The sequence below is a fragment of the Litorisediminicola beolgyonensis genome (assembly GCF_042679605.1).
GTDB lineage: Bacteria > Pseudomonadota > Alphaproteobacteria > Rhodobacterales > Rhodobacteraceae > Litorisediminicola > Litorisediminicola beolgyonensis.
Genome location: NZ_JBHTMU010000009.1, coordinates 34,233 through 50,662 on the forward strand (window position 1 = coordinate 34,233; position 16,430 = coordinate 50,662).

Here is a 16,430-nt window from a genome sequence, read left to right on the forward strand (position 1 = left end):
CTGAAAACGATCGCAAAATCAAAAACGGCCGGGACCAATGCCCCGGCCGCTCCTATTCGGCTATCAACCGCTCGATCAGAAGTCGAGATTTTCCACGGACAGCGCGTTCTGCTGGATGAACTCGCGGCGCGGCTCCACCACGTCGCCCATCAGCTTGGTGAAGAGATCATCGGCCTCGGCCATGTCCTCGACCTCGACGCGGAGAAGCGTGCGGGCGTCGGGGTCGAGCGTCGTCTCCCAGAGTTGGTCGGGGTTCATCTCGCCCAGACCCTTGTAGCGCTGGACCTGGTTGCCCTTCTCGCCCTCCTCGAGGATCGCGCGGAGCAATTCCAGCGGGCCGTGGATCACCTGGCGGCGGTCCTTGCGCTCCAGGACGGCGGGCTGTTCGTAGACGGCCTGCAGCGCCTGGGTGAAGCTGCCGGTCTTGCGCGCCTCGCCCGAGCGCAGCATCGGGCCGTCGAGCGTCCGGACCTCTTCGACGCCGCGCAGGATGCGGGCCAGACGGATGCCGCGATCCTGTGTGATGCGGCCCTGCCAGCCCTTCTCGTATTCGACCGCGATGAGGTCGAGGCGGCGGGACACCTTGTCGGCCACGCCCTGCAGGTCGGCGTCGACCGCACCGGGCACGAAGGCCCCGGCGATCGCCGCCTGTTCGAGGATGTGGCGCGGGTAATGGGTCGGGAAAGCGTCGAGCACGCGCTTCAACTGCCGCGCCTCCTCGACCACGCGGATGAGGTCGGGCCCGGTGATCTGGTCACCATTGCCCTGCCTCAGGAGCGCGCCGTCGGTGCCCTGCTGGATCAGGTAATCGTCCATCGCCGCCTGGTCCTTGAGATAGACCTCGGACCGGCCGCGCGTCACCTTGTAGAGCGGCGGCTGCGCGATATAGAGATGCCCGTTCTCGATCAGCTCCGGCATCTGGCGATAGAAGAAGGTCAGAAGCAGCGTACGGATATGCGCGCCGTCGACATCGGCGTCCGTCATGATGACGATCTTGTGGTAGCGCAGCTTGGCGAGGTTGAACTCGTCGCGGCCGATCCCGGTGCCGAGCGCCATCACGAGATTGCCGATCTCCTGGCTCGACAGCATCCGGTCGAAGCGCGCGCGCTCGACGTTCAGGATCTTGCCCTTGAGCGGCAGGATCGCCTGCGTGCCGCGGTCGCGGCCGGTCTGGGCGGAGCCGCCCGCGCTGTCACCCTCGACGAGGAAGAGCTCGGTCTTCGACGGGTCCTTTTCGGAGCAGTCCTTGAGCTTCCCGGCCAGGAAGTTGACGTCCATAGCGGTCTTGCGGCGGGTCAGTTCGCGCGCCTTCCGCGCGGCTTCGCGGGCCAGCGCGGCCTCGACGATCTTGCCGACGATCTGCTTGGCCTCGTTCGGGTTCTCCTCGAACCACTCGGCGAGCTTCTCGTTCATCAGGCTCTCGACCGCGGGGCGCACCTCGGAGGAGACGAGCTTGTCCTTGGTCTGGGACGAGAACTTGGGATCGGGCACCTTGACCGACAGCACGCAGGTCAGACCTTCGCGCGCGTCGTCGCCGGTGAAAGACACCTTCTCTTTCTTGGCGATGCCGCTTTCGGTCGCGTAGCGGGTCAGGGTCCGGGTCAGAGCACCGCGGAAGCCCGCCATATGGGTGCCGCCGTCGCGCTGCGGGATGTTGTTGGTGAAGGGCAGGACCGTTTCGTGGTAGCTGTCGTTCCACCACATCGCGACCTCGACGCCGATCCCGTCGCGCTCGCCGGTCATGTAGATCGGCTCGGCCATGATCGAATGTTTCGAACGGTCGAGATATTTGACGAACTCCCGCACGCCGCCTTCGTAGAAGAACTCGGTCCGGAGCGCCTCGGCGGGGCGCTCGTCCTCCAGGAGGATGCGGACGCCGGAGTTCAGGAAGGCCAGCTCGCGCAGGCGTTTTTCCAGCGTGTGGTAGTCGTAATCGAGGTTCGAGAAGGTCTGGTCGGAGGCCAGGAACCGCACCTCGGTGCCGGTTTCGCCCGCAGCCTCGCCGACCACTTTGAGGGACTCGACCGTGACCGAGTTCTCGAAGCGGACGTAATGCTCCTTGTCGTCGCGCCAGATGCGCAGCTCGAGCCAGTCCGAGAGCGCGTTCACCACCGAGATGCCGACGCCGTGCAGACCGCCAGAGACCTTGTAGGAGTTCTGGTCGAACTTCCCGCCCGCATGGAGCTGGGTCATGATCACTTCCGCCGCTGAGATGCCCTCTTCGCGGTGCATGTCGACCGGGATTCCGCGGCCGTTGTCGCGCACCGAGACCGAGTTGTCGGCGTGGATCTTGACCGCAACATAATCCGCGTGACCGGCCAGAGCCTCGTCGATGCCGTTATCGACCGCCTCGTAGACCATGTGGTGCAGGCCGGAGCCGTCATCGGTGTCGCCGATATACATGCCAGGACGCTTTCGGACGGCGTCCAAGCCTTTGAGAACCTTAATGGAATCCGCGCCGTATGCGGGCTGTTCCTGAGGGGCGTCTGCCATGCGTTCCTGTCCTTGATCGCGACCCGCAATTTATACGGTGCGGGGGCCGGATTGTCACGGCTTGGGCACAAGATTTTGTGTTTATGCCCAAGCCGCTGCGCCCGGTGTGCCATTCGCTTCAGGCGACCGCCAAAGCGGCCCGTTCGACCTTGCGGCGCCAACCCGACACCTGGCGCTCGTTCGCCTGCGAGGCGCCCGAGAACCAGAGGCTGCGACGCGGTCTCATGCCGACGAAGCGCAGGATCTGGCGGTGCGTCGCGCGCTGCACGGCGCTTTGGTAGGCGAACCTCTGAAACCATCCCGGCGTATCGGCGGTAACGATGAGCTGTGCCGTGCGTCCGCTTAGAAGCGGTGCGGGCATGCCCATCCAGTTCGTCTTGCGCGTGTCGAAGGCGAGGCCCGGCAGGAAGGCGCGATCGAAGAGGGCCTTCAGCTTGGCGGGCAGACCACCCCACCAGAGCGGCGTGACCAGCACAAAATGATCAGCCCAGACCAACTGGTCCATGATGTCCTGCAGGTCCGGCTCGAGCGGTTTCGCGTCGCGGTAGTGGCTGTGTTCGAAATCCATGTCGAATGTCAGATCGGAGAGGTGGCGGAGTGCGACCTCGTGTTCGGCGCTGCGCGCGGTCTCGGCATAGCTCTCCGTCAGATGGCGGGACAGCGACGTTGCGGCGGGGTGTCCGTCGAGGACGAGGATTTTGCGATGTGCCATGGTTGGTTCCTTTAAATTGACCATGGTCACTTTAGTAACCGCAGAAAAAGACCGCGGTCAATGTTAAATTTGACCGCGGTCATTTTGGGCGCTAGAACCGTCTCATGACACGCGCTCCGCAAGCCCGCCGCCAACGCACCCATGACCGCCTGATCGCCGCCGCACGCGAGATCGCCGCCGCGGAGGGCTACGCCGCGATGCGGGTGGAGGAGGTCGTTCTCAGGGCGGGCGTGGCGAAGGGCACCTTCTTTTCTCATTTCGCCGACAAGGACGCGCTCTTGGCGGTCCTGATCGGAGAGGACCTCGCGCAGGCCATGGTCGAGATCGCTCGTGCCCCAGTTCCGACCACGGCCCGGGGCATCGCCGACGCGCTTTCCCCGCTCATCTCGGTAATGTCGGCCGAGCGGACGGTGTTCGACGTCGTGCTGCGCTATTCCGGCGCTGCGGCGATCGAAGAGATCGGCCCCATCGCGCAGAATTTCCTCGACCAGATCCATCTGCTCGCAGGTTGGATTTCGCCCCTTCAAGGCCATACGCTGCGGGGGGACGTGCCGGCGGAATTGCTGGCCGAAGGCGTGCAGGCCTTCCTCATCCAGTCGATCGCGATGTCCTATTGCGCGGTCGAAGGGCAGGTCGACCGGTCAGAGCGGTTGCGCGGCTATCTCGAGGTCTGGCTCGCCCTCAGGTGAACGGGATCACCAGCCCGACCGCGATCAAGAGCCATCCGGCGGTCAGGTTGGTGCGGCGGACCGCGCCGGGTGAGGCCAGGAGCCGCTTCACCCGGTCGATCGAGAGCGCCAGCATCAGGTTGCCGCAGAGCGGAACGATGGCCGACAGGAGTGCGATGGCGGCCATGTCCCATGCCGTCAGCAGCGCGATGTCGAAGAAGCCCGGAAGCATGCCCATGTAGAAGAGGATCGCCTTCGGGTTCCCGAGGATCGCGGCCATCCCGGCCAGAAACCCCGCCCACATGCCGGGCCGGGTCAGGCGACTGTCGGCCCGGGCGAGATCGGTATCGGCATGGCGCAGGATCAGCGCGCCCATGATCAGGAAGGTGGCGCAGGCCACCCATTTCAGCGCCACGAGGAAGCCCGAGAACACCGTCACGATCCAGGTGACGCCGAGAATGGCCAGGAAGGGCCAGAGGATGTCGCCCACGACCACGCCGAGTGCCAAGGGCCAGGCGGCGTTGAAGCCGCCCGACAGCGCCCGGGCGACCAGCGCCACCCAGACCGGGCCGGGCGTCAGGAAGAGGACGAAGAGCGCGCCTGCATAGAGCGCGAGCTGAGCCGCGGTGACGGTCATGGTCGGATCTCCGAAATGCCCGCGGTCTCGGTGACCTCGAGCCGCTGCGCCCGCTCTCCCAGCTCTTCGAAAAGCTCCGGACCGGTGCCTGTCATCCAGGCCTGCGCCCCGAGTGCGATGATCTCGTCGTAGAGCGCGGCACGGCGCGTGGCGTCGAGATGCGCGGCGACCTCGTCGAGAAGGAGGATCGGCGCCGCGCCGATATCCGCGGCCAGGGCGCGCGCATTCGCGAGGATCAGCGAAATCAGGAGCGCCTTCTGCTCGCCGGTCGAACAATCCGCGGCGGGGACGCCCTTGGCGGCGAAGACCCCCTCCATATCGGCGCGATGCGGACCGATGAGCGTGCGCCCGGCATGCAGATCGCGCGCGCGACTCTCGGCGAGGGCCGTCGCCAGCGCTTCGGATCCGTCGGGCAGCGGCGTTTCGGGATGGGTGAGCGTCAGATCGGCTGAGGGGAAGGCGGTTTCCGCGCCCTTCTGCGCGGCGTCGAGGCGTTCGAGCGCGGCACGGCGATTGGCGTCGATCATCGCGCCGGCCTCGGCCATCTGGCGCTCGAGCGCGCGATACCAGCCGGGGTCGCGCACCTGGTCCTTCAGAAGGCGGTTGCGGTCGCGCATGGCCTTCTCGTAGGCGAGGCTCAGATCGCCATGGGCCGGAAAGAAGCTGAGCGTCATGCGATCGAGGAACCGCCTGCGCCCCTCGGCGCCCTCGATCCAGAGACGGTCCATCGACGGCATCAGCCAGAGCACGCGCGCAAGCTCGCCCAGGCGCGTCTGCGTGGCGGGTTTGTCGTCGACCCGGACCTGCCGCGCGCCGCCCTGCTCGGACAGGAAACTCAGCTCATGACGGCCAGCGGGACCGCTCAGGGTGCCGGTGATCTTCCAGCCCAGCGCCTCGGGTCTGCGGGTCATCGCCTCGGCCGAGGCGCGCCGCATGCCGCGGCCCGGAGAGAAGAGCGACACCGCCTCGACGAGATTGGTCTTGCCCGCCCCGTTCGGCCCGAAGATCGCGACCGGTCGCGCGTCGACCTCAAGCGCGGCGCGCTTGTGGGAGCGGAAATGCGACAGCGTGAGGGTTTCGAGGAAGAGCGCCATGGCGACAGGAGTATCCGCGGCGTCTGTCCGGCGCCAGAGCGGCCGAGCACCGGGCGGCACGCCGCCCGGTGGCCCCTGGTGGGGTCTTAAGCGGATGCTTTCGCAGCGCCGCAACGTCGTGACCCTCGCCGATCAGAGGCGGCCGGTCAATCCGCCCATCGACAGGCCGTGCAACACGCAGAGCTGGACCTTGGCAAGAAGCTCCGCAGGAAGCGCGTCGCGCTGGTAGATGCGCTTGCCGGTCTCGTCCTTGCCCAGCCGCAAGAGATCGCAGCGCGAGAACGCGGCGGAGTAGATCATGTCGCCCTTGACCCACCGCGTCCGCTCGCCCCAGCGCTCGGGAAGCCGGAAGGGAATGTCGATCTGCATGTGAAAGGCGCGCGGCGTCTCGGGCGCGCTGAGCGACAGCGGCACGACGGTGACCAAGCCGCCGCGGCCCTTCATGGCCTTCGACAGCACCACACAGAGCCGCGTCTTCTGCATTTCAGGTTCTTCGAACGCATCGTCGAACCGGACGCGGATCACCGCGCCCTGTCTGGGATGATATTCGAGCCCCACTCAGACCCGCATCGGCATCACGACATAGACCGCGGAGGTGTCGTTTCCCTCGCGCATGAGCGTGGGGTCTCCCGCCGAATTGAACAGGAACACGGCGTTTTCCCGATCCACCTGGCTCGCGATCTCCAGGAGATACTTGGCGTTGAAGCCGATCTCGAGCTTCTCGTCGCCATAGGCCACGGCAAGCTCTTCCTCGGCGGCGCCGCTGTCGGGAGCGTTGACCGACAGCACCAGCCGATCCTCGTCGAGCTGCATCTTCACCGCGCGCGAGCGCTCGGAGGAGACCGTCGCGACGCGATCCACGGCCTTGGCGAACTCGGCGGCGTCGACCTCGAGCCGGCGTGCATTGTTCTGCGGGATGACGCGGGTGTAGTCGGGGAAGGTGCCGTCGATCACCTTGGAGGTCAGGGTGATCTCCTCGGTCGCGAAGCGCACCTTGGTTTCCGAGACGGACACCGCGATGTCGCGGTCGTCCTCGTCGAGAAGCTTGCGCAATTCGCCAACGGTCTTCCGCGGCACGATCACGCCGGGCATGTTCTCGGCCCCGGAGGGCAGCGGAGCGTCGATGCGCGCGAGCCGGTGACCGTCGGTGGCCACGCAGCGCAGCATGCGGCCATCCTCGGTCTCGGAGATGTGCATGTAGACGCCGTTCAGGTAGTAGCGCGTCTCCTCGGTGGAGATGGCGAATTTCGACTTGTCGAAAAGGCGCCGCAGCACCTCGGCCTTGGCGGTGAAATTGGCGCTGTATTCCGACGACGCCATCACCGGGAAATCTTCCTTGGGCAGCGTGGCGAGCTGGAAGTTCGACCGTCCCGCCTCGACCGTCAGGCGGCCTGCCGCGCCGTCTTCCGACAGCGTCACCAGCGCGCCGTCCGGCAGCTTGCGCACGATCTCGTTCAGGATCACCGCCGAGACGGTGGTTGACCCGGCGCGCTCGACCTTGGCCGGGGCGCGGTCCACGACCTCGATGTCCAGATCGGTGGCGCGGAACTGCACCGTGTCGCCCTCGGCCTCGATCAGGACGTTGGCGAGGATCGGGATTGTGTTGCGGCGCTCCACGACGGATTGCGCCTGGCTCACCGCCTTGAGCAGGACCGCCCGTTCCATACTGAATTTCATCGACTCTCCCTCCGCGCCGCAGGCGACGATTCTTGGGCCGGGACCGAGCGGTCCCAACCGTTTGAGTTGATTTGTCCGATTGTTTTCAGGGGGCGTCAAGCGCAGCGGGCCGCCCAAGGCGGCCCGCTCATGAATTGTGGTGGACTGAGCGCAGAGCGATTAGGCTTCGAGCGTCCGGCGAAGCAGTTCGAGGTCCTCGGCGATCTGCCCGTCCTGGATCTTCAGCTCTTCGATCCGGCGCACGCCGTGCATGACCGTGGTGTGGTCACGGCCCCCGAACCGGCGCCCGATCTCGGGCAGCGAGCGCGAGGTGAGCTGCTTGCAGAGATACATCGCGACCTGGCGCGGGCGGGCGAAGTTGCGCACGCGCTTCGGGCCGATCATGTCCGCGAGACGGATGTTGTAGTGCTCGGCCACCTTGCGCTGGATCTCGTCGATCGAGATCTTCCGCTCGGAGGCGCGCAGGACATCGGCAAGGCTCTCATAGGTAAGATCCATGTCGATCCGGCGGCCGACGAGCGAGGCGAAGGCGAAGAGCCGCGTCAGGGCGCCTTCGAGAACGCGCACATTCGTCGAGATGCGATGCGCTAGGAACTCTAGCACACCATTCTCGATCTCGAGACCGGGGAAATGCGCGCGCTGGGCGTCGACCTTGGTCTGCAGGATGCCGAGGCGCAACTCGTAATCGGTGGGGTGGAGGTCCACGACGAGGCCGGACTGCAGCCGCGAGCGGATGCGGTTTTCGAGATCCTTGATCTCGTCCGGCGCGCGGTCGGCCGAAATGATCACCTGCTTGTTCTGGTCCACGAGCGCGTTGAACGTGTGGAAGAACTCTTCCTGCGTCGAATCCTTGCCGGCGATGAACTGGACGTCATCCACCATCAGCACGTCGACCGAGCGGAAGAGCTGCTTGAAATCCATCATGCGACGGTCGCGCAGCGCCTGCACGAAGCGATACATGAACTGTTCCGCCGAGAGGTAGAGCACGTTGAGCTCGGGCTTCCGGGCGCGCATCTCCCAGGCGATGGCGTGCATCAGGTGCGTCTTGCCGAGGCCGACGCCGCCATAGAGGAACAGCGGGTTGAAGGTGACCGGACCGCCTTCGGCCACGCGGCGCGCGGCGGCATGGGCCAGCTCGTTCGGCTTGCCGACGACGAAATTGTCGAAGGTGAAGCGCGCGTCGAGCGGTGCGCCGGGCAGGATGTCGGCCGAGTTGGCCTCAGCCTTTGGTTCGGCGGCTGCTGCCGTCGGTTTCGGAGCCGCATCCAGGGGCGTGCTCACCGCCGCTTGCGGCGCCACTCGGAACTGCAGACGGCGCACGCCCTTGTCCAACTCGGACAGGCGGGTCAGAAGCAGATCCCCGTAATTCTGAGAGACGTAGTTTCCGACGAAGTTGGTCGGGGCTTTGAATTTCGCCACGCCCGCTTCGAATCCGTCGAACCGCAGTGGCTCGATCCAGGTCTTGTAATTATTGGTTCCGATGGTTCTGCAGAGCCCGTCCTGCAGATCACCCCATTGATCTTGTGCCATTTTTCCCCGTTTGCTTCCCAAGCTTGCTCGACAGCTTTTACATCACACCGGTCTCCCGAAACCGGACGATCCCATCGAGCGGGGGCAATACAATGGCACGAAGAAGCCGTTTCGCAGCGAAACGGTTCCACATCCTTGCCACGGCACAGACCCACGAAAAAAGCCCGGACTCCCAATCCCGGTCTCTCTCGCAGTGCCACGCCGCAGCGCGTATCAAATCGGACAGGGCGAACACACGTTCGCTGGTCCCGCGCTGCATCTTTGCGCGGGTGCGACAAGGCGTTTTGAACCGTTCACTACAGGTCGATTTTGCCAGTCGCGAGCCTGTCCCCCCAAGCGATGGTGACTCGCAGGACTGAAATTACCAACGCCTCGGTGAAAGCGGCAACGACTCTTCTCACTTGACTCGCAGATAACCGGAAAGAATCTCTCGCTACGTTTGAAATGTAACAGAAAAGCAAAAAGCGCCGAAAATTCGGCGCTTTTTCAGGGGCTTAGAGATCAAGCCTTTGTTACGAAAGAGCTTTTACCCGGGCCGACAGGCGCGACATTTTCCGCGACGCGGTGTTCTTGTGGAAGACGCCCTTGGTGACGCCACGCATCAGCTCGGGCTGGGCGGCGCGCAGCGCGGTGGTGGCTGCGTCCTTGTCTCCGCTGGCAATGGCCTCTTCGACCTTGCGGAGGAACGTGCGGATGCGCGAGCGGCGCGCCTTGTTGATGGCGAAGCGCTTCTCGTTCTGACGGGCGCGCTTCTTGGACTGCGGCGTATTTGCCATGTGATCGATCCCTTGCGGTCTGTTCAATGTCGTTGCGCGGCAAATGCCGGGCCCGGGCCAGTCACGACCGGATCGATTCTTGCCTGAGCGGGCATCACGCGCATGTAGCGGCGGCCTCTAACCCGAAAACCGCCGGGAGCCAAGACAAAAGTCGGCTTTCTCAGCGATCGCGGAACTGCGGGCTGCGCTTTTCGAGGAAGGCGGACATGCCTTCCTTCTGATCCTCGGTGGCGAACAGCGCGTGGAACATCCGGCGCTCGAAGGTCAGACCCTCGCTGAGCGTCGTCTCGTAGGCGCGGTTGACGGCTTCCTTCACCACCATCGTCACCAGGAGCGACTTTTCGGCGATCTTCTCGGCCGCGGCGGTCGCCTCTTCCATCAGAGCCTTTGCCGGGACGACGCGGCTGACGAGCCCGGCGCGTTCCGCCTCTTCGGCATCCATGAAGCGGCCGGTCAGGTGCATGTCCATGGATTTGGACTTGCCCACGAAGCGCGTGAGCCGCTGCGTGCCGCCGATCCCGGCGACCACGCCCAGGTTGATTTCGGGCTGGCCGAACTTGGCGCTGTCCGCGGCGATGATGAAATCGCACAGCATCGCCAGCTCGCAGCCGCCGCCGAGCGCGTATCCCGCCACTGCGGCGATCACCGGCTTGCGGGTCTTGGCGACGGCATCATGCTCGGCGGTGAAGAAATCGCCGAGGAACGCCTCGACAAAGGTCTTCTCGGACATCTCGCGAATGTCCGCCCCGGCGGCAAAGGCCTTTTGCGACCCGGTGAGGATGATGCAGCGCACCTTGTCGTTGCTGTCGGCATCCTTCAGCGCCTCGGACAGCTCGGACAGGAGCTGCGAATTGAGCGCGTTCAGCGCATCCGGGCGGTTGAGTTTGATGGTGGCAATATGATCGCTCACCTCGACGATGATCGTCTCGTAGGCCATGGCACACGCTTTCCGTTGTTATCGTCGGTCAGGAGTCCTTAGCATTTGCGCATCGCCGATCAAGCTTATCTTTGGCAGCGAGGGCAGTAGAAGGACGACCGGCCGGACTGAACGATCCGGCTCACGGTGCCTCCGCAGCTCTCGCGCCGACAGCGTTCACCCTCGCGCCCGTAGACATCGAAGCTGTGCTGGAAATAGCCCAGTTCGCCATCGGCCTGCCGGAAGTCGCGCAAGGATGACCCGCCCGCGGCGATCGCGTCCTGAAGGGTCTCGCGGATGATCGGGACGAGGTTTGCGACCCGCGCCGACGAGATGCGCCCGGCTTTCCGTGCCGGGCTGATGCCGCCGCGAAAGAGCGCCTCGCAGACATAGATATTGCCGAGACCTGCCACGATCTTCTGGTCGAGCAGCGCCGATTTGATCGGCATGGTGCGACCCTTCAGCGCGTCCACCAGATGACCTTCGGAAAAGCCGTTGCCCAAGGGCTCCGGCCCCAGCGCGCGCAGAAGCGGATGCGCCTCCGCCCCGTCGGTGGCCATCAAATCCATCGCGCCGAACCGGCGCGGGTCGTTGAAGGTGATCTTTGCGCCGCTGTCCATGTGCAGAACGACGTGATCGTGTTTCTCCGGCGCGGGATGGTCATGCACGAAGCGGCCGAGCGGATCGCCTGAGATCAGCATCCGGCCCGACATGCCGAGATGGATCAGCAGGGTCTCCCCGGTATCGAGATCGGCGAGAATGTATTTCGAGCGTCGACGCAGCCGGTCGACCCGCGCGCCGGTCAATCGCTCGGCCATCCGGTCGGGAAAGGGCCAGCGCAGGTCGGGACGGTTCACGTCGGCGCGGGAGATGCGCGCGCCGGTCATGACCGGTTCGAGCCCGCGGCGGACGGTTTCGACTTCGGGTAACTCGGGCATGGTCACCTTCGCTGAATGGCAGGCACGTCGGGCTGGGGTTTGCAGCCCGGATCGGCCGATGAGTGTGGCGTGCCCATAAGCCACTGCGCCCGGAGGGGTTCAAGCCATCGGCGCCTGTTTTTCGCCGACGGACACAGGAGCGTGACGGGCACCGACGTGCCGATATCAGGTCGCGGGTCGCGTGTCCGAATGCGCGGACGGGCCGCCGTCAGGGCGACCGCACCGCGGCAATTCCTGCTCCGCGATCACGTCCTGCGTGAGGCGGTTTGACGACTGTGCATTCCTGCCCATCTCTAGTACGCAATGGCCAGACTGTGCGAGCGAACCGGACCCTGCGATGACCCAAGCCGATGACAAGACCACCCATTTCGGCTTCGAGTCGGTCCCCGAGACGGAGAAGGCTGGCCGCGTTCAGGGCGTCTTCAATTCGGTCGCGTCGAAATACGATGTCATGAACGACGCGATGAGCCTCGGTATCCACAGGCTCTGGAAAGACGCGATGATGGACTGGCTGGCGCCACGGCCCGGGCAGAAACTGCTCGACGTGGCGGGCGGCACCGGAGACATCTCCTTCCGTTTCCTGAAGCGCGCCGGATCGGGCCATGCGACGGTTCTCGACCTGACCGAACCGATGCTCGTCGAAGGCCGGAAGCGCGCCGAGGCCGCCGCGATGGCGGACAGCCTCGACTGGGTGGTCGGGGATGCGATGAAGTTGCCGTTCCCGGATTCGACCTTCGACGTCTATACGATCAGCTTTGGCATCCGGAACGTGACGCGCCCCGAAGAGGCGCTGGCCGAGGCCTATCGCGTTCTGCGCCCCGGCGGGCGGCTCATGGTTCTCGAGTTCAGCCAGATACCGGTCCCGGGTCTGCAGAAGCTCTACGATCTCTATTCTTTCAACGCGATTCCGGCCATGGGCCAGGCGATCGCCGGAGATCGGGCGAGTTATCAGTATCTCGTCGAATCGATCCGCCGCTTCCCCGATCAGGACACCTTCCTGTCGATGGTGCGCAGCGCGGGGTTCGGGCAGGCGGCCTATCGCAATCTGAGTCTCGGGATCGCCTGTCTGCATTCGGGCTGGAAGATCTGACGCCATGCGTGGACCCCACAATCTCTGGCGGCTGATCCGGACCGGCGCGACCTTCGAGCGGACCGGCGCGATGCGCGCGGTCCTCGACGCGATGGACGCGCCCCGGTCGTTGCGCGTGGCGGCGCGCGTCTTGGGATGGCCGTTCAAATGGCTCGGCTATGAAGGCGACAACTCGATGCCGCCCGCGCCGCGCGCGCTGACCGCACTTGGGCCGGCCTATATCAAGTTCGGCCAGATCCTGTCGACGCGCCCGGACGTGGTGGGCGACGAGATGGCCGCTGAGCTTCGCGTCCTTCAGGACAAACTGCCCCCGTTCTCGGTGACCGAGGCGAAAGAGGCCATCGAGCGCGACCTCGGAGTGTCGCCCGACGCGGTGTTCTCGGAGTTCAGCGCGCCCGTGGCCGCGGCCTCCATCGCGCAGGTGCACCGCGCGTGCCTCGCGGAGACCGGTGAGATCGTCGCGGTAAAGGTCCTCCGCCCGGGGATCGAACGCGCCTTTCGCCGGGACATCGACGCATTCTATTTCGCCGCGCGGGCCATCGAGTGGCTGTCGCCTTCGTCCCGTCGCTTGCGCCCGACCGAGGTGATCCGACATTTCGAGGGCGTGGTGTCTGGCGAGCTCGATCTGCGGCTCGAAAGCGCTGCGGCGTCGGAATTTGCCGCCAATACCGAAGACGACGCGGGCTTCCGGGTGCCCCGCGTGCGCTGGTTCCTGTCGGGGCGGCGCGTCATGACGCTCGATTGGGTCGACGGCGTCCCGCTCGGAGACAATGCCGCGCTCGACAGCGCCGGACACGATCGGGTTCATCTCTCCGAACGCGTGCTGCAGCTCTTCCTCAGCCACGCTTTGCGTGACGGGTTTTTCCATGCCGACATGCATCAGGGCAATCTGAAGGTCGGCCCGGACGGATCGATCGTCGCCTTCGATTTCGGCATTATGGGGCATATCGACGAATACACCCGCCGGGTCTACGCCGAGATTCTCTACGGTTTCATCCGCCGCGATTACCAACGCGTGGCCGAGGTCCATTTCGAGGCTGGATATGTTCCGCGCGACCGCGATGTGCACGAATTTGCCCGTGCGTTGCGTGCGGTGGGCGAGCCGATCTTCGGGATGGACGCCACGCGGATTTCGATGGCTCGTCTCTTGGCCTATCTCTTCGAGGTGACCGAGCGCTTCGGGATGGAGACGCGCACCGAGCTGATCCTCTTGCAGCGCACTATGGTGGTGGTCGAAGGCGTCGCGCGGTCTCTGAATCCGCATATGAACATCTGGCACGTCGCTCAGCCGGTGGTCGAGGATTACATCAAGAACTCGATCGGTCCGCGCGCGGTCCTGCGCGATCTGAAGCAGACCGCAGAGATTTTCTCGCGCTTCGGTCCCAGGATCCCGGCTTTGGTCGAGGATATGCTGATCAGGCAATCGCAGCCGGAGCCTGTGCCGCCGCGACGCATCTGGCCGCTCTGCATGTCCTGGGCCGCGTTCGGCGCCGCTCTTGGGGCGGGCGCCGCGCTCTTACTGGGCGCTCTCGGGTAAAATCACCGCGCCACGCGCACCGCTTGCGCAGTTTCAGCGGAGAGTTCCGCGCCGCCAGCGAGCCTCAATTGAACATGTCCATGAAGGTTCCGGGTGGCTTCGACCACTGTGTCATAGGCCGCCACTGGAAGGGTCTGCGATTCGCCTGCATCATCCGTCGAGACGAGCGAGAATGTATAGGCTCCCCGGGGAAGCGGACGCCCGTTCGAATCGCTCCCGGCCCAACTGATGCGCCCGCCATTGGCGGGAAGAGATTCCAATGAGACGGCGGCGCCGGTTGCGTCGGTCACCATCAAGGCGGGCGCTCCCGGCGGGAGCGGATGAGGAAGCTCCAGGTCTATCGGAGCGCCATCGAACAGAACGGCGTCGTCGGTCAGCACCTCGGCATCGAGCCACGAGGTCAGAGACTGAATCGATCCCTGACCGAGCCGGTCGCCCAGCCCGCGCAAAAGATCGTTCGTCAGGACCTGCTGCTCGACCGAGGAAAAGGTCGCGAGCTGCGTCGCATAATCGGTCGCATCGATGGGGTTGAGCGGGTCCTGGTTTCGCACCTGCGCGGTGAGCATGCGCAGGAACGTCTCGAAATCCGACCCGATCTTGGTCGCGCCGCCGGATGCGCCGGACGCATCGTGGCTTGCTCCCTCAGTCGTAAGAGCCTGTGTAGCAGGTGCGATATCCATGACAAACTTTCCTTATAATCGCAGATCTATGCCGGAGGCAGCTGACCCAGTGCGCCGGACCGGATGTGCCTGCACTTCGGTTTCCGAAATCTCGAGGTCGCTTGTCGGTTGCTCGCTCGATGGTTTCGAGTCGCCACTACGCCCGAAATCCCTACCCTGTGACACGTCGAGCTGCGCGGACGCACCGTTGGCCAGTTCGCTTCGCAAGAGCGTCAAGTGCCGTCGCAAGAGGTCTGCAGTATCCGCCCGCTCCGCGCTGATCTGGATCGATTGGGCGGTCTCGTGCCCGGAAATCGATATACGCAAGCGACCGAGCTCCTCGGGTTCCAACCTCAGCTCCAAGCGGCCGTCGACGCGCTGCTGGAGCGCCTCGAACACCTGATCGAGCACTGCCCTCGCGACCTGTGTGCTTTTCAGTGCGCCATCGGGACTGGCCGCGTGCGGCCGGAAATCGCTTCTGAGGGAGAAATCGTGACCGAAACTACCGATTTCTGGAGAAGGATCTGTCTTGTGCGCGCGATCTCTTGGTATTGAAGTTGATCGAAACTCGGTGTCCTCCAGGCTCACCTGCGAGTTTTGAGCGGAGCCTCGCGGATCAGAATTGGTTGATCGGTCCGACAGCGCCGAGATGAAGTCCCGAGTGCCATCTTGCCCACGGCGGAGCTCTGTCATTAGGCTGAGTTTCCCGTCCGAGCTGTCATCCACGGAAGGAGAAACTCCAGTTACCCTTTCGCGCTGACCGACATCCGTCTCTCGTTTCAATGCGTTAGGCAGAGTGACGTTGTCAGGGATGAGCGAAGGCGAACTGGAAACGTTCCCGCGGGAGCTTTTGATGATAGAAGAATCGTCATTTTCGCCAGGACGAGCTCGCGCAGAAACAGCCTTATCGTTGACACTTTCCAAACCATCGCACGCTGAAGAGTTCTTGGGCCCGAGCGCGCTGCGGCTTTCGGAATCCTCAACGGCCTGTGACGCGCTGGTCTCTTCTGCACCAGGAAGGCTGTAATTGTGTTTAAGTAAGCTAAGGGCCTTGGGCACACTTCCCTCTTGGGTCGCACTGAGATGCCTTGATATTTCTCTCGTCTCGTTTTCCCGGAGGGATCGGTTCGGGTTACTGACGTTCCCTAGTAAATATCTAATCTCATCAGTGTGAGGCGCCAATATGTCCAGATTTACCTCATTATAATTGCAATATTCGGGTTTTTCGCTTCCTGCTTGGATTCCTGATTTTGGATTCGTTCTGTTAATATGATAAGTGGGTTTCTCCAAAAATGAAGAACGCGTTATCTCGCTCCAGTCACTAATGATTTCAGTGAATTTCAGTATGCTATCAACCCCGCCTGCGGAGTTGTTGCAAAAATTGGAGAGTTCATTTGAAGGCAGTAACTCATTTTTCAGTCGCTTTACGGTCCCGAATTCTTGTGATGGCGGATTTTTTTTTGTGTCTAAAGTTTTAAAGGCGATAGCTTCACGGAAAACATGATCAGATTTTTCTTCGCACAGGTTTGTGATGATGAGTTTTTCTGGTTCATTGCTCTCAGCGCAATACGATGGAAGACCTGCTGTGGTCTCCTCATCTAGTATCTCCTGAAAGAAAGAAGTGCCTTTCTCCGTTGGCTCGTCGGTGCGTGCCCCTGAAGCCGACTCTCGACCGTAGATTATAGGAGTGACAAGCATACCAA

General features: G+C 63.7%; 15 protein-coding genes. 3 read left to right on the forward strand and 12 right to left on the reverse strand.

The genetic code is table 11. The annotated features are described in order from the left end of the window. Positions 1-75: 75 nt before the first annotated feature. Together gyrB and ACFQ4E_RS07095 are read right to left on the reverse strand one after the other, a co-directional pair. On the reverse strand, positions 76-2,493 hold the full coding sequence (gene gyrB / locus ACFQ4E_RS07090; RefSeq protein ID WP_386802243.1) for a DNA topoisomerase (ATP-hydrolyzing) subunit B: 2,418 nt from the start codon (positions 2,491-2,493) through the stop codon (positions 76-78). Positions 2,494-2,611: 118 nt separating this feature from the next. Further along, positions 2,612-3,205, reverse strand: coding sequence for an NAD(P)H-dependent oxidoreductase (locus tag ACFQ4E_RS07095; protein ID WP_386802244.1), 594 nt, complete (start codon positions 3,203-3,205; stop codon positions 2,612-2,614). A gap of 104 nt (positions 3,206-3,309) precedes the next feature. Between ACFQ4E_RS07095 and ACFQ4E_RS07100 the strand changes: the two genes are divergently transcribed. Next, positions 3,310-3,894 carry a TetR/AcrR family transcriptional regulator gene (locus ACFQ4E_RS07100; protein ID WP_386802245.1) on the forward strand — a complete coding sequence of 195 codons (585 nt, stop codon included), beginning with the start codon at positions 3,310-3,312 and terminating at the stop codon, positions 3,892-3,894. Here the strand turns inward: ACFQ4E_RS07100 and ACFQ4E_RS07105 are convergent. The 8 genes from ACFQ4E_RS07105 to mutM form a co-directional block, all read right to left on the reverse strand. Further along, positions 3,887-4,510, reverse strand: a complete 624-nt coding sequence (locus tag ACFQ4E_RS07105; protein WP_386802246.1) for a LysE family translocator — start codon at positions 4,508-4,510, stop codon at positions 3,887-3,889. The genes ACFQ4E_RS07100 and ACFQ4E_RS07105 overlap by 8 nt on opposite strands. Further along, positions 4,507-5,604: a DNA replication/repair protein RecF gene (gene recF / locus ACFQ4E_RS07110; RefSeq protein WP_386802247.1), complete on the reverse strand. Its 1,098-nt coding sequence runs from the start codon at positions 5,602-5,604 to the stop codon at positions 4,507-4,509. The genes ACFQ4E_RS07105 and recF overlap by 4 nt, the downstream gene beginning before the upstream one ends. 132 nt (positions 5,605-5,736) lie before the next feature. Further along, positions 5,737-6,162 (reverse strand): type II toxin-antitoxin system PemK/MazF family toxin, encoded by a 426-nt coding sequence (locus ACFQ4E_RS07115; protein WP_386802248.1) that lies wholly within the window; start codon positions 6,160-6,162, stop codon positions 5,737-5,739. After that, positions 6,163-7,281: a DNA polymerase III subunit beta gene (gene dnaN / locus ACFQ4E_RS07120; protein WP_386802249.1), complete on the reverse strand. Its 1,119-nt coding sequence runs from the start codon at positions 7,279-7,281 to the stop codon at positions 6,163-6,165. Between the two features lie 159 nt (positions 7,282-7,440). Then, positions 7,441-8,811, reverse strand: a complete 1,371-nt coding sequence (gene dnaA / locus ACFQ4E_RS07125; RefSeq protein WP_386802250.1) for a chromosomal replication initiator protein DnaA — start codon at positions 8,809-8,811, stop codon at positions 7,441-7,443. Between the two features lie 512 nt (positions 8,812-9,323). Next, positions 9,324-9,587, reverse strand: coding sequence for a 30S ribosomal protein S20 (gene rpsT, locus ACFQ4E_RS07130; RefSeq protein WP_386802251.1), 264 nt, complete (start codon positions 9,585-9,587; stop codon positions 9,324-9,326). 160 nt (positions 9,588-9,747) lie between these two features. After that, on the reverse strand, positions 9,748-10,524 hold the full coding sequence (locus ACFQ4E_RS07135) for an enoyl-CoA hydratase (RefSeq protein ID WP_386802252.1): 777 nt from the start codon (positions 10,522-10,524) through the stop codon (positions 9,748-9,750). A 65-nt stretch (positions 10,525-10,589) separates the two neighbouring features. Beyond that, the gene (mutM, locus tag ACFQ4E_RS07140; protein WP_386802253.1) at positions 10,590-11,441 is read right to left on the reverse strand and encodes a bifunctional DNA-formamidopyrimidine glycosylase/DNA-(apurinic or apyrimidinic site) lyase; all 852 of its coding nucleotides are present in this window, start codon (positions 11,439-11,441) and stop codon (positions 10,590-10,592) included. A 337-nt stretch (positions 11,442-11,778) separates the two neighbouring features. Here mutM and ubiE point away from each other — a divergent pair, with 337 nt between their 5' ends. Both ubiE and ubiB read left to right on the forward strand, forming a co-directional pair. After that, on the forward strand, positions 11,779-12,531 hold the full coding sequence (gene ubiE, locus ACFQ4E_RS07145; protein WP_386802254.1) for a bifunctional demethylmenaquinone methyltransferase/2-methoxy-6-polyprenyl-1,4-benzoquinol methylase UbiE: 753 nt from the start codon (positions 11,779-11,781) through the stop codon (positions 12,529-12,531). A 4-nt stretch (positions 12,532-12,535) separates the two neighbouring features. Beyond that, positions 12,536-14,068: a 2-polyprenylphenol 6-hydroxylase gene (ubiB, locus tag ACFQ4E_RS07150; protein ID WP_386802255.1), complete on the forward strand. Its 1,533-nt coding sequence runs from the start codon at positions 12,536-12,538 to the stop codon at positions 14,066-14,068. A gap of 2 nt (positions 14,069-14,070) precedes the next feature. Here ubiB and ACFQ4E_RS07155 read toward each other — a convergent pair whose 3' ends face one another. Next, on the reverse strand, positions 14,071-14,748 hold the full coding sequence (locus ACFQ4E_RS07155) for a flagellar hook capping FlgD N-terminal domain-containing protein (protein ID WP_386802256.1): 678 nt from the start codon (positions 14,746-14,748) through the stop codon (positions 14,071-14,073). 12 nt (positions 14,749-14,760) lie between these two features. Then, the gene (locus ACFQ4E_RS07160) at positions 14,761-16,425 is read right to left on the reverse strand and encodes a flagellar hook-length control protein FliK (RefSeq protein WP_386802257.1); all 1,665 of its coding nucleotides are present in this window, start codon (positions 16,423-16,425) and stop codon (positions 14,761-14,763) included. Between the last annotated feature and the right edge of the window lie 5 nt (positions 16,426-16,430).